The sequence below is a fragment of the Myxococcus sp. AM011 genome, from assembly GCF_013372595.1.
Classification (GTDB): Bacteria; Myxococcota; Myxococcia; order Myxococcales; family Myxococcaceae; genus Myxococcus; species Myxococcus eversor.
The window spans coordinates 1-12379 of sequence record NZ_JABXEM010000313.1 but is presented as its reverse complement, the minus strand read 5'-3'; the positions used below and the strand labels follow the sequence as shown (position 1 = coordinate 12379).

The 12379-nt window shown below is 69.8% G+C and carries 12 protein-coding genes; 5 read left to right on the top strand and 7 right to left on the bottom strand.

What is annotated here, in order from left to right; genetic code table 11:
• Nucleotides 1-2060, bottom strand: a 2060-nt coding sequence (locus HUW62_RS40920; protein WP_176437510.1) for an ATP-dependent helicase, incomplete at its 3' end; no start/stop codon positions are given.
• 34 nt (nt 2061-2094) lie between these two features.
• Between HUW62_RS40920 and HUW62_RS40915 the strand changes: the two genes are divergently transcribed.
• Nucleotides 2095-2658: a hypothetical protein gene (locus HUW62_RS40915; RefSeq protein WP_240356497.1), complete on the top strand. Its 564-nt coding sequence runs from the start codon at nt 2095-2097 to the stop codon at nt 2656-2658.
• A gap of 41 nt (nt 2659-2699) precedes the next feature.
• Entirely contained in the window at nt 2700-3197 is a 498-nt protein-coding gene (locus tag HUW62_RS40910; RefSeq protein ID WP_176437509.1) for a caib/baif family protein, read from the top strand.
• A gap of 27 nt (nt 3198-3224) precedes the next feature.
• Here the strand turns inward: HUW62_RS40910 and HUW62_RS40905 are convergent, their stop codons facing one another.
• Complete coding sequence (locus tag HUW62_RS40905; RefSeq protein WP_163866803.1) at nt 3225-4412, bottom strand: class I SAM-dependent rRNA methyltransferase; 1188 nt, start codon at nt 4410-4412, stop codon at nt 3225-3227.
• 5 nt (nt 4413-4417) lie between these two features.
• A complete protein-coding gene (locus HUW62_RS49735) occupies nt 4418-5626 on the bottom strand; it encodes a metallopeptidase family protein (RefSeq protein ID WP_163866802.1) in 1209 nt (402 codons plus the stop codon).
• A gap of 265 nt (nt 5627-5891) precedes the next feature.
• On the opposite strand from HUW62_RS49735, the gene HUW62_RS40895 reads away from it, so the two are divergent.
• Nucleotides 5892-6473: a nucleoside triphosphate pyrophosphatase gene (locus HUW62_RS40895; RefSeq protein ID WP_176437508.1), complete on the top strand. Its 582-nt coding sequence runs from the start codon at nt 5892-5894 to the stop codon at nt 6471-6473.
• A gap of 13 nt (nt 6474-6486) precedes the next feature.
• Here the strand turns inward: HUW62_RS40895 and HUW62_RS40890 are convergent, their stop codons facing one another.
• Both HUW62_RS40890 and HUW62_RS40885 read right to left on the bottom strand, forming a co-directional pair.
• Nucleotides 6487-7449, bottom strand: a complete 963-nt coding sequence (locus HUW62_RS40890) for a DHH family phosphoesterase (RefSeq protein ID WP_163866800.1) — start codon at nt 7447-7449, stop codon at nt 6487-6489.
• A gap of 13 nt (nt 7450-7462) precedes the next feature.
• Entirely contained in the window at nt 7463-8545 is a 1083-nt protein-coding gene (locus HUW62_RS40885; protein WP_176437507.1) for a zinc ribbon domain-containing protein, read from the bottom strand.
• 407 nt (nt 8546-8952) lie between these two features.
• Between HUW62_RS40885 and HUW62_RS40880 the strand changes: the two genes are divergently transcribed.
• The gene (locus HUW62_RS40880; RefSeq protein ID WP_163866798.1) at nt 8953-9195 is read left to right on the top strand and encodes a hypothetical protein; all 243 of its coding nucleotides are present in this window, start codon (nt 8953-8955) and stop codon (nt 9193-9195) included.
• A 69-nt stretch (nt 9196-9264) separates the two neighbouring features.
• Here HUW62_RS40880 and HUW62_RS40875 read toward each other — a convergent pair whose 3' ends face one another.
• The gene (locus HUW62_RS40875) at nt 9265-9516 is read right to left on the bottom strand and encodes a hypothetical protein (protein WP_176437506.1); all 252 of its coding nucleotides are present in this window, start codon (nt 9514-9516) and stop codon (nt 9265-9267) included.
• A gap of 393 nt (nt 9517-9909) precedes the next feature.
• Nucleotides 9910-11418 (bottom strand): PD40 domain-containing protein, encoded by a 1509-nt coding sequence (locus tag HUW62_RS40870; RefSeq protein ID WP_163866796.1) that lies wholly within the window; start codon nt 11416-11418, stop codon nt 9910-9912.
• Nucleotides 11419-11539: 121 nt separating this feature from the next.
• On the opposite strand from HUW62_RS40870, the gene HUW62_RS40865 reads away from it, so the two are divergent.
• Nucleotides 11540-12337: a TatD family hydrolase gene (locus tag HUW62_RS40865; RefSeq protein ID WP_176437505.1), complete on the top strand. Its 798-nt coding sequence runs from the start codon at nt 11540-11542 to the stop codon at nt 12335-12337.
• The last annotated feature ends 42 nt before the right edge of the window (nt 12338-12379 follow it).

Here is a 12379-nt window from a genome sequence, read left to right as displayed (position 1 = left end):
TATAAGAGACAGCCACCGCCCCCCGGAGCCCCGGGCGCCGGCTTCTTGAAGCGCTCCTTCAGGTTCGCGAAGAAGTTCTTCTCCTCTGGCGTGGGGTCGCCTTGACGCGGCGCATCCATGGCGACGTGCTCGGCGACCTCGGCGGGCAGGTCCTCCAGGAAACGGGAGGGCGTCCGGGGCACCTCCTTGCCGCGCTTCACCCGGGTGACGGCGCGGGTGAGGTACAGCGTCTCCTTGGCGCGGGTGATGCCCACGTAGCAGAGGCGGCGCTCCTCCTCGAGGTTCTGCGCCTCGCCCTGCATGCCACCGTGGGGCATCAGGTCCTCCTCCATGCCGATGAAGAAGACGAGCCGGTACTCCAGGCCCTTGGAGGCGTGCACCGTCATCAGGGTGACGCGGCGGTTGGCGCCGGGCACGTCCTCGTCCTCCTCCTGCTTGGTGTCCAGGCTGAGGCGGTTGAGGTACGTCAGGAGGCTGGCCTTGGGGCCCTCGCGTTTCTCGAAGCGCTCCAGCGAGCCGAGCACCCCGTCCACGCCCTTGAGCTTCTTGTCCGCGCTGGTGGCGCTGGGCGCGTGGGCGCGGGTGGCCTCGCGGAAGCCAATCTCCTCCAGCAGCTTGCGCGTCACGGTGGCAAGTTGGCCGTGCTCGTAGGCCGCGCGGTAGCGCTCCACCAGCTCGACGAACTCGCGGACCTTCTCGCCGGCGCCGGGGGGCAGGTCCTCGTACTCGGTGGCCTTGCGCATCACCGTCCACAGGGTGACGCCCTCGGAGCGCGAGTGCCCGTGCAGCCGCTCCATCGTCACGTCGCCAATGCCCCGGGACGGGACGTTGACGATGCGCATGAGGGAGATTTCGTCCAGCCGGTTCACGATGACCTTGAAGTACGCGATGACGTCCTTCACCTCGCGCCGGTCGAAGAACTCGCTGCCACCGACAACCTCGTAGGGGATGCCCTTCTCGCGCAGCATCTCCTCCACCGGGTGGGACTGGCCGTTGGTCCGGTAGAGCACCGCGATGTCGTCCTCGGGGACGCCCAGCGACACGTGCTTCTGGATTTCGTGCGCGACGAAGCGGGCCTCCTCCTCGTCATTGGGGCACGCCACGATCTTGACCTTGGGACCGCCCTTGCGGTCGGTCCACATCTGCTTGGCCTTGCGCTCGGGGTTCTTCGCGATGACGGCGTTGGCCGCGTCCAGCACCATCTGCACGGAGCGATAGTTCTGCTCCAGCCGCACTTCCTTGCTGCCCGGGAAGAAGTGGTCGAAGTGGAGGATGTTGCGCACCTCCGCGCCGCGCCACGAGTAGATGCACTGGTCGTCGTCACCCACCGCGCACACGTTGCGCGACTCGCCGGCCATCAGCTTGAGCACGTCCAGCTGGGCCAGGTTGGTGTCCTGGAACTCGTCCACCAGCAGATAGCGGAAGCGGCGCGTGTACTTGACGTAGAGGTCCGAGTGCTCGCGCAACAGGCGCGCGGGCAGCAGGAGCAAATCGTCGAAGTCCACCGAGCCCTGCGCCTTCAGCGCGAGCTGGTAGTCCGGGTACACCATGTGGGTGATGAGGTCGTAGTCATCACCGATGCCCTCCGGCTTGGGTTCCGGGGCCTTGCCGGAGTTCTTCGCCTTGGAGATGAGGTTGAGCACCTTGCGCGCGTCGAAGGAGCGGTCGTCGATGCGGTGCTCGCGCATGGCGCGGCGGATGATGGCCAGCTGGTCGCCCATGTCGGCAATGGCGAACTTCTTGGGCCACCCCAGGCGGTGGATATCCTCGCGGAGCATCTCCGCGCCAAAGGCGTGGAAGGTGCACACCAGCACTCCCTGCGCACGCGGCCCGGCCATGTGGACCAGGCGCTCCTTCATCTCCGTGGCCGCCTTGTTGGTGAAGGTGACGGCGAGGATGTTGCGAGCCAGGATGTGGTCTGGTCGCTCGTCGAGCAGGTGGACGATGCGGTGGGTGATGACGCGAGTCTTGCCGCTGCCAGCGCCCGCGAGGACCAGCAAGGGCCCCTGGAGGGTAACCACGGCCTCGCGCTGAGGAGGGTTGAGCTTCGAGAGGTCCATTGCGCGCGGGCCGGGGATACCCTTTGATTCGTCCGTGCGCGACAACTTTCTCCTCCGCCTCACCGCCGCCCTGCTCGCGCTCGCTCCCGGTGTCGGATGCATGGAGCGTGACGCCGCCATGGGCGAGGTGGAAGCCTCCGTGCCCGCCGCGAGCGCGCCCTGCGTGTACTTCAAGTCGCTGGCCCCCTTCCTCCCAGAGGAACTGGAAGGCTTCACCGTCGCGCGGACGCAGGGCTCCACCGGCAAGTACGGAGAGGTGTCCGTATCCGAGGCCGAGCGCCTGTTCACCCGAGGTGAGGGGCGAGAGGTGAAGGTGCGCATCGTGGACACCACGATGGGCGAGAAGATTGGGCAGGCCATCCGCGACGCGGCGGAGCGGGCCAAGGGCCGGGCACCCAGCGACCCGGCGGCGCCCATCCACTGGAAGGACGCGGTGGGCTTCGTGAGATACGACGCGGAGGAGTCGCTGGCGGAGGCCAATCTCCTGGTGGGGGACCGCTTCGTGGTGGCCGTCACCAGCCGAGGCTTCCCGGGGACGGTGGAGGTGCGGCGGGTGGCGCGAGGAATCGACCTGGCCGGGCTGGCCCGGCTTCAGTGAGCCCAGAAGAGAGCCCCAAAGACGGGCAAGGAGTGTCCCGGGTGGTGAAGGAGAAAGGTACGCGGCCAGACGCAGTGGATCCGCTCGCCGCGGAGAAGGCGGCGCGCGCGCTGGTGTCGGCGCTCGGCAAGCGGGAGTTCCTGGAGCAACTGCAGAAGCTCACCAAGAGCTACGCGTCGGACCCCGGCAACCCGGGCTCCTACGCGTGTGAGGGCTGTCAACGCTGCGCCAACTGCATGTTCTGCAAGGACTGCGACAGCTGCTTCCAGTGCACCCACTGCACGCGGTGCGAGCTGTGCAACAACTGCTCGCACTGCGTGGAGTGCAAGAGCTGTCACGCGTGCGCCTACTGCCTGCAGAGCGAGAACTGCACCACCAGCGCGTACCTGGTGCTCTGCCGCAACCTGCAGGACTGCAACTACTGCTTCGGCTGCGTGGGGTTGGCCAAGAAGGACTTCCACATCCTCAATGTCCCCTTCCCCCGAACCGAGTACTTCAAGATCGTGGGCAAGCTGCGCAAGGAGCTGGGGCTGTCTTGAGCAGCCCCGTCGTCCCCGTGCGCGCTGCTAGAGGGCGCGCACGTAGAGGGCCTTGAGGTACTCCGTCTCCCCCAACCCACCGAGCACCGGGTGGTCCAGGCCCGCGCCCCGGCGCTCCAGAATCTGAATCGGGCGCTTGGCGTCCGCCGCGGCGCCGAGCAGCATCTCCTCGAAGCCCGCGCGGTCCAACTTGCCGGAGCACGAGCAGGTGACGAGCAGTCCGTCCGGCTTCAGGCACCGCAGCGCGCGCAGGTTCAGCTCGTGGTAGGCGCGCAGTGCGGTCTCCAGGCCCTCGCGGCGCTTGGCGAGCCCCGGCGGGTCCAACACGATGGTGTCGAAGCGTCGGCTCTGTGAGTCGAAGCGCTTGAGCACATCGAAGGCGTTGGCGTTCTCCACGCTGACGTTCGTCCGGTTGTTGGCGCGGGCGTTGTCGCCGATGCGCGCGGCTGCCTTCTCGTCCTGCTCCACCGCGAGCACCGACTCGCTGTTGCGAGCCAGGGCCAGCGCGAACCCACCATGGTAGCTGAAGAGGTCCAGCGCCTCGCCCCGCGCCAGCTCTCCGGCGCGCAGGTGGTTGTCCACCTGGTCCAGGAAGGCGCCCGTCTTCATGTCGCCCAGCAGGTCGACTTCGAAGCGGTTGTCGCCCTCGTGGTACGTGAAGCGCGACTCACCCTCGCCGTGCAGGAAGCGCGACTCGCGAGGCAGGCCCTCGAAGTCGCGGCCGGAGGCGTCATCGCGGCACACCACGTGGGTGGCGCCGGTGAGCTCCACCAGCATCTTCGCGAGGGACTCCTTGCGGGCGTCCATGCCCTCGGAGAGCGTCTGGAGCGTCAGGCCCTTGCCGTAGCGGTCCACGAAGAGGCCGGGCAGCTGGTCCGACTCACCATGCACCAGTCGCAGGCCGTCGCGGCCGGACAGCGAGGCCCTGCGCGCGAGCGCGGCCTCCAGGCGACGACGGAAGAAAAGGTCGTTCACCGGCTGCTCGCGAGGAGGCTTGCGCGTCAGCAGCCGCAGCGCCAGCGGGGAGCGCCGCGCATAGAGGGCCTGACCGATGGGGTTGCCCTGCGAGTCCACCACCAGCACCACCGCGCCAGGGCCCGTCACGTCGGGCGGGGCGGCCAGTTCGGTGCGGTACAGCCAGGGGTTTCCGGTGCGCAGGGACTTCGCGCCCTTGGGAGTCGTACGTGCAACGGGAAGCGTTACGGGGATGGCCATTCGCGTCACTCCAGGCCGCGCGCGGCCAGTTCTTCATCGTCCTCCCCTCGCAGATGCCCGATTTCGTGCAGCAATGTCACGCGAATCTGCTCGCGCAGCTCCGCCGGCGTGCGCACGGCCCTCGCCAGGTTGCGTCGGTAGAGCACCACGGAGCGGCACGGCGTCTCCGTTCCGTCGCACGGCGCGCCCAGAGGCGGCCCCCTGAACAATCCAAGGATGGTGGGCGACAGAGGAGGCTGGTTGGCCAGCAGGTCGCTCTCGGACGGCAGCTCCTCGGCGGTGACGGGCACGCCCTCCAGGTCGCTCCGCATGTCCACGGGCAGCTCGGACACGGCGCGCGCCACGTCCACGCGGAAGGCGTCCTCGCCAGGCAGGGGCGGCGTCGGGAAGTCCTCGGGCGCCAGGCTCCGGGCCTTCTCGAAGTGCGCCTGCGCCTGCTTCCACTTGCCCTCGCGCTCCAGCAACAGGCCCAGGTGCTGGTGCGCGTGCGCGGCGCGCTCCGCGTCGGAGACGAGCGACAGGAAGGCCGTCTTCGCCTCGGAGAAGCGACACAGTTCGAAGAGGGCCAGGGCTCGCTCGTAGAGCGCTTCCCTGCTTCCCGGCTCCCGGGCCAGGACGATGGCCGCGCGCGCCAGGGCCTCTTCCGCCTGGCCCAAATCGTTGAAGGCCATGGCCGCCACCAGCGCCAGGTGGGGAATCAATTCCGGAGGCGTGCCGGGGTGGGACAGACCTCGCTCGGCGTAGAGCGTGCCCAACTCGTCCCGCTCGCGCGTGGAGGGCAGTTGCACCGCGTACAGGTGCGCCGCGCCCAACAGCGCGTCCGAGTCTCCGGGGTCGATGGCGAGCGCCCGCGCGAAGGCGAGCTGGGCCTCCGGCTCCCGGCCCAGCGCGGCCAGCGCCACGCCGCGCTCGGCATGGGCCGCAGCCAGGTCCGGCTCCAGGGCCGCCGCCTGCGCCGCGCAGGACAGCGCCTCCTCGAAATGGCCCCCGTCGTAGTACCCGCGCGCCGCATCCAAGGGAGAGCTGCCTTGCGCGCGACACACCGCGAGTGGCTGCACCGGACGCGAGGCACCTTCCACCGGAGCGGCGTTGGCCGCCGGGGCCTTCACCGCGGACACCTCCGGCGGACCGGCGTCTCCCGTGTCCGGGGCCGAGGCGTTCCGCTTACACGCGGTGAGGAGGAGGCAGAGGGCGAGCAGACCGCGCCGCGACATGGGGCGTCAGGCTACGGCATCACCTCGTGGCCGGGAAGCGGGGACGTGCATGCCCGCTCGGCGGGCGGCGCTCCTCCCGCGCCCGGGTGGACCATGCATCACCTCGTGACTGGGAAACGGGGACGTGCAGGCTCGGGCGGCGGGCGGCGCCCCTCGCGGGCACGGATGAACTGCGCATCACCTCGTGGCCAGGAAGCGGGGACGTGCAGGCTCGGTCGGCAGGCGACGCCCCTCCCGCGCTCGGGTGAACTAGGGTGGGCGCCCCATGAAAGACTTGATTCTGGCGTCCACGTCCAGCGCCCGCCGTGCGTTGATGGATGGCCTGGGCCTGCCCTATCGCACCTCGTCCCCCGGCGTGGACGAGACGGTGGCTCCCCACCTGTCCGCCAAGGAAGCCGTGCGAGAGCTGGCGGCCCGTAAGGCCCGTGCGGTCCACGCGCGCCACCCGGACGCCTGGGTACTGGGCGCCGACCAGCTCGTCGAAGTCGCTGGCGAGGCACTCACCAAGCCCGAGGACCGCGACGCCGCGCGCACACAGCTCGGCAAGCTATTGGGCCACACCCACGACATCCACACCGGCGTCTGCCTCGTCGGCCCCGACGGACACCTCGAGGAAGCCGTGGAGACGGCCCGCCTCACCTTCCACGCGGTGACGCCCGACGAGTTGGAGCGCTACCTGGACTTGAACGAGTGGGAGGGCTGCTGCGGCAGCTACCGCGTGGAAGGCGCGGGACAGGCACTGCTGGCGCGCCTGGAGGGAGACCGCTCCAACGTGCAGGGACTGCCCATGGTGACGGTGGTGCGACTGCTGCGGCGGGCCGGCTTCTCGTTCTTCGAGCGCCGGTAGCGCAGCGCCTCCGTCAGCCCGCGGTGGACAGCTCCGCGAGAATCTCCTGGTACGCGGCGCGGGCCTTGTCTGACTGGTCCGCCTTGAAGCTGGCCGCCGCCACCACCGGGTGCCCGCCGCCACCGAACCGGCCCGCAATCGCGGACAGGTCGTGCTTGCGCAGCTCCGGCTTCCACGGGTTCGAGCCGATGGACACCTTGGCGCGCGCCGCGCCCTTGCCCACCCACAGCGTGTAGCGCGCGTCCGGATAGAGCGCGTACGCGATGAACTTGTTGAGACTGTCCACGCCCTCGTCCACCAGGTCGAAGAAGACGACGCCGCGCTCGTAGCGGGCCTTCGCTCGCACCAGCTCGATGTGGCCCTGGTGACGCGAGAGCAGCGGGGCCAGCGGCGTGGCGATGAGCGGCGAGGCGGCGAGCTCCGCGAGCGACTCCGACTGCATGCGCCGGATGACCTCGGGGATGAGCGCCGGGTCCTTGTTCGCCTCCAGCACCGTCATGATGCGCAGCGCGGGCTCCTCCAACGCCACCGCCATCCGCGGCGAAGGGAACTGCGCGCCGTCGATGATTTCCGCCCAGTGGATGAGGTCCGAGAGCGACGAAGCGTCCCAGCCGAAGCGCTCGTGCGCCACGTCCGCCAGGTACTTCGTGCAGCTCTTGCGGTGTCCGTCGTGGAACTTGCGCCCGCTGGTGTCCGCGCGGAAGTGCGCCTCGTCCCCCGGCTGCTGGAAGGCGGAGGCATGGTGGTCGAACCACCACGTCAGCCGCGCGTCCTGGCTGTAGCGGAAGTCGACGATGACGTTCTCCTCGCCGGTGAACACCGCCGGGTCGATGCCCTCCGCGCCCGGCTTGTGATTCAGCCCCTGGTAGCCAAAGGCCGCGTCCGCGCGGACTCGCTCCCGGTAGAAGCGGGAGAACACCGCGGCGCTCGCGGCACCGTCGAAGCAGTTGTCGTGGAAGAGGACCTGAACGTTCATGGCGGGCCGCCCTTTACTGCAACGCGAGGCCCTCGCCCACCGCCGCGAAGGCCGCGGCCCCCTGCGCCTCGCCCGTCTGTGCATCACCCGACCCGGCGGCGACCACGGCGAGCCCCACCAGTCGACCATCCGCCAGGAGCCCGCAACCCAACGTGCCTCGCGCTCCCGCCGACGTGTTCAGCGCGTAGAGCTGCGTGCGTCCGCCCAGCGCCGTCGGAGCAGGCCGCGTCAACGGCGCGTCCGATGCGCCTCCCAGCGAGCGCAGCAGGCCCTGACACCCCGTCGCCAGTGACACGCCCGGCGTGCGCTCCACCCACAGCAGGCCATAGCGCCCTCGCGCCGCGTCGCCGAAACCGACGCCACTGCCGTGCAGCGTCGCCGTGGGCAGCCGCAGGTGCGTGGAGAGCTGCTCGCGCGTCAGCCGCTCCCAGCCCACGGGCAGCTCCAGCCGGTACCCCAGCTCACTGCCCACCAGGAGCTGCCGGACACCCCCTCCGCCACCGGGCGTCACGGTCCCCGGCATCGCGAGCAGCGCCGCCGATACCAGCGTCACCGCGAGCCCCAGGCCCAGACCCGCGTACCGCCGCGCCACACCCGGCTCGCCCACCACCAGCGTCAGCGCCACCACGCCCAACACGAAGTAGGCCACGTGCACTGGAGCCGTCGGCGCCGCGCGCGCGAGCCACGCCGTGGCCAGCAGTTGCACCACCAGCCCCGTCTGCGCGAGCCCCTTCGCGGGGCCCCGGTTGAGCATCAGCACCAGCGCGAGCACCAGGTCCAGCGCCACCAGCCCGTACGTCCACGACGGGTCCTGGAGTGAGCCCACCACTCCGCCCGCGCGCAGGAACCAAGCCGCCGCGCTCGCGCCCAGCACGCCCGCCACGGGGCCCGGATGCGCGGACACCGCGCTCGTCACCAGGTCGCCACCGAACACCGTGGCGTCGTCGTCCACCGCGTCCCCCAGCCTGGCCAGCGGCGTGCGACCGGCCTTCTTGTACGACTGCAGATGGTCGAAGGGCTCGCCGCAGGAAGGACAGGCAGTGGCACCCCGGGGGATGGGGCTATGACCGCAGCTCGGGCAGAGGGTCTGAGGCATGGGCCGGCGTATACCGCACTGAACACTCCTCCCACGAGAGCGCGACTCGCGTGTCAGTCCCTACCCCGCACTGCCAATTTTTCGACCAAAAGGGCGGGGCCTCAATGACACCTGAGTCATTCAAGACTGAGCACACTCGCAGTCCTTGCGGCTTCTGGCCGACTCTCAACTCTTGAACGAAACGTCGAGATTCCAGGGCTGGCTGAACGAAAAATCTCGACAGAACGAGGAATCGGTTCCCAACCCCGACGTTTACCGTGGGGTGGTGAACCTGGAACCCTGCTTCATCACAGGGAAAACCCGTAGTGCGTGTTACCTGCCAGGTGACCTGCCGACTGGCACCTCGTCTGCATATGTCAGACCCCAGGTGTACTCACCCGCGCTGAACCGCGTGGTGGGAGGAGCACATGGCCAAGAGGACGACACGCAAGAGCGTCACGGTCCGCAGGCAGGGTCGCCGGGTGATGCCGGCGCTCCGGCGGACGGCTCAGCGGGCCCGGGTGGCCGCTGAGAAGGCCCAGCTCACCTTGGGGGAAGTCATCGCCGCGGCCTTCGACACGGCCGGTGGTGAGCTCGGTGAAGCGCTGGAAGTGATGACCTCGCCCCAGATGGCGCGCGCGCTGGGGCGCCGCATCGTCGTCGTGGGCTGAAGCACGACGGCCACCAGGCTCGCCCGGGCCGCGCCCTCGACTCGGGGACGTGGCCGGGAGCCCTGGGCGTCAGTCCGCCGCCAGCAGCTCGCTGGTGTAGTGCTGCTGCGTGGGCTCGCCCGCGAGTGCACGCGAGAAGTCCTCGGCGTTGTTCGGGTGCACCAGGAAGGTGCCCGCCCGCGTCTCCAGGCGCACAGGCTCCGCGTCCGGGTGCGGGTCAGCGGCCACGGTGCCACCGCCGCCACCGTCCAGCCGCGCGGTCCGCACGGAAGCGCAGCCGGCGGACAGCAGGACACCGAGCATCACGAGGCCAGTCTTCATCCGAGTCCCCCAGGGCACGGCCCCACGGATGGCGGGCCATGGGCCCCTGCCTGTTCCGGTGACACTCCGAGCCGCAAGGCCCGACGCGTCGCGCGCGGAGGACGGAGGGCCCGCACTCCGGACACCTCACCGGGACGCGGGCCGAGCCCCTTGAGAGCATGGACTACTGGGGCTGCCATCGTGGCCGAACAAGGCCCGGCACGTCGCGCGCGGAGGACGGAAGGCCCGCGCTCCGGACACCTCACCGGGACGCGGGCAGAGCCCGTCGAGAGCCTGGACTACCGGGGCTGCCAGCTCGGCCGAGCAAGACCCGACGCTCCGCGCGCGGAGGACGGAAGGCCCGCGCTCCGGACACTTCACCGGAACGCGGGCCGAGCACCGTGAGGAACTGGACTACCGGGGCTGCCAGCGCGGCCGGTGGTCGTCGCTGTCACTCGTCTGGAGGGTGTAGCCCGCCCTCGGATGGACGATGGCCGCGTTCACCGGAGCGCCGGTGGCCGGGTCGATCTGCTGGACGTTGAGCTGGCCCATCTTGATGAAGGCGACGAAGCGGCCGTCCGGAGAGAACGACGGGAGCGTGCCGTCATCCGCGAGCCGCACCTCGGTGGTGCTGGCGGTGCCATCCGCCGGGTTGATGGCGCGCAGGAAGATGACGTTGCCCGGGCGCGTCTCGCACGGCGACGGGGCTCCGCCGCACAGCACCGCATCTCCCGTGGTGGGCTTGAAGTAGTACGCGCGCACGTACGCGGACCAGGTCCCGTCCGGGGACCAGATGGGGCTGGCGATGAACGTGTTGATGGCGCCGTCCGTGGCCGCCTCCGAGGAGACGTCCGCGACGAGCTGGGGCTGGGCTCCCCCCGTCACGTTGACCGAGTACAGCCGGAACAGCGGCACGGGGGTGGGGTCCCCGGAGAAGACCACCGTCTCGTTGTTCGGGTTGGCGAGGTACAGGAGCTGGGCGTTGGCGCGGTTGTAGTGCGCCTGCTCCGCGGTGGTCCCCGCGCTCGTCAGCGGCGTCGGCGCGGCGCCGAGCGTGGAGGTCAACAATCCCTCCCCCATGATGTTGTAGACGAAGGTCGTGCCGTCGGCGGCCCAGTCGGGGAACGCGCCTGTCGTCGTGGCCTGCGTCACCACGCCACCGGCCGCATCCGTGGTCACCACGGAGATGCCGGAGCGGCTGCTGCCGTTCTGGCGCACCCAGGCGATGTAGCTGCTCGGCTCCCACTCCATGGAGCGGAAGCTCTCCGTATTGCCCGAGCCACCATCGGCGAGGACCTGAGCCTGCCCCGCGACGAGCGGGAGGTCGCGCACCGTCAGGTTGCCCGCGACCTTCTCCGCGGAGGTGTCCACTGCGCCCTGCGCGAAGGAGACACGCGTGCCGCCCGGCCCCCAGCGCGGGTAGCGGCTGTCGCTGTCCCCTTCCGACAGCACCGTCACGCCCGGCGTGTCGTAGCGCATGGACAGCGCCTTGGAGACGCCCGCGTCGTCACGTCCCGTCACCGCGATCTGCTGCGCCTGGCACGTCAGCGGAGTGCCTTCACAGCGCAGGCCCGCGATGCAGTCCCCCGAGGCCGCGCAGCTCTCACCCTTGCCCGCCGTGCCCTGACCTCCACCGTCCACCGGCCCCGCATCCAACTCGCCCGCGTCGGGCACGCCCGCATCCGGAACACCCGCATCCACCTCCGGCACGCCCGCATCCGGCTCTCCCGCGTCCGGGTCCGGATCGACGACGGCGATGGGACGCTGCTCACACTTGTTGTCGCCGGTACAAACCCACTCCTGCCCCTCGGCGGGTTGGCCCTTGTCCGTGCGGCAGTCGAACTGGTCGACGCACTCGTCGGAACAGCCCGACGAGAGTACCCACAGCGCGCAACACAGCGCACCGACAACTCGCTTGTTCATATTGAATGCCCCTCCAAAAGAATGGAGGGGTATAGCCTCGGGTGGATGACGGCGATGGGCCCCCAGGGTGGGTTGCTCGAGCGTGTTCCTGAATGAACGGCGATTGCCCACGGCGTGATGAATGATCGACACCCACTGCCATCTCGACGCGACTCGATTCGATGAGGACCGGACCCTCGTGCTGGAGCGAGCCTGGTCCGCGGGCCTTCAGGGAATCCTCATCCCCGGCATCGGCACGCACGACTGGGAGCCCCTGTTGGAGTTGTCCCGACAGGAGGCTCGCATCCAGGTGGGCCTGGGCATCCATCCCCAGCTCCTGCCGGAGATGACTCCAGCGGAGGACGACGCGGCGCTGGAGCTGCTCGACGCGCTCTTGGCGAAGGGCGGCGCGGTGGCAGTGGGCGAGTGTGGACTCGACGGTCCATCCCTCCCCGGCGCGCCGCTGGAGCGGCAGGTGTCGGTGCTCCGGCGCCACCTGGCGCTCGCGCGCAAGTACCAGCTTCCGGTGTTGATGCATTGTCACCGGCTCCATCCGGCGCTCATGGACCTGCTCAAGCAGGAGGAGATGCCGGAGGCGGGCGTGCTCATGCACAGCTACAGCGGCGGCGTGGAGCTGGCGAAGTTCTATCTCCAGAAGGGCTGCCACTTCTCCTTCGCCGGGCCCGTGACGTGGGCGGAGGCGCGCAAGCCGCTGGACGCGCTGCGCGCCATTCCGCTGGACCGGCTGATGGCGGAGACGGACGCGCCGGACCAGGCACCCACACCCCACCGGGGAGGCCGCTCCGAGCCGTCCTACCTGCCCCACATCCTGGAGGGGATGGCACGCGTGCGGGGGGAGCCCCTGGACGAGGTCGCCCAGCGGACGACCGAGAATGCCCGCCGCCTGTTCCGGGAAGGTTTTCCCCCCGCTTCGCGGTAGGCGAGCGGTCGCGTTATAGAGGACTCCCATGAACCCGCAGCC

Excerpts from the sequence above, each read along its gene's own strand:
- HUW62_RS40890 (WP_163866800.1), bottom strand. The coding sequence starts at position 7,449 with ATGAACGTTCAGGTCCTCTTCCACGACAACTGCTTCGACGGTGCCGCG.
- HUW62_RS40905 (WP_163866803.1), bottom strand. The coding sequence starts at position 4,412 with ATGGCCATCCCCGTAACGCTTCCCGTTGCACGTACGACTCCCAAGGGC.
- HUW62_RS40895 (WP_176437508.1), top strand. The coding sequence starts at position 5,892 with ATGAAAGACTTGATTCTGGCGTCCACGTCCAGCGCCCGCCGTGCGTTG.
- HUW62_RS40885 (WP_176437507.1), bottom strand. The coding sequence starts at position 8,545 with ATGCCTCAGACCCTCTGCCCGAGCTGCGGTCATAGCCCCATCCCCCGG.
- HUW62_RS40880 (WP_163866798.1), top strand. The coding sequence starts at position 8,953 with ATGGCCAAGAGGACGACACGCAAGAGCGTCACGGTCCGCAGGCAGGGT.
- HUW62_RS49735 (WP_163866802.1), bottom strand. The coding sequence starts at position 5,626 with ATGTCGCGGCGCGGTCTGCTCGCCCTCTGCCTCCTCCTCACCGCGTGT.
- HUW62_RS40870 (WP_163866796.1), bottom strand. The coding sequence starts at position 11,418 with ATGAACAAGCGAGTTGTCGGTGCGCTGTGTTGCGCGCTGTGGGTACTC.
- HUW62_RS40865 (WP_176437505.1), top strand. The coding sequence starts at position 11,540 with ATGATCGACACCCACTGCCATCTCGACGCGACTCGATTCGATGAGGAC.
- HUW62_RS40875 (WP_176437506.1), bottom strand. The coding sequence starts at position 9,516 with ATGAAGACTGGCCTCGTGATGCTCGGTGTCCTGCTGTCCGCCGGCTGC.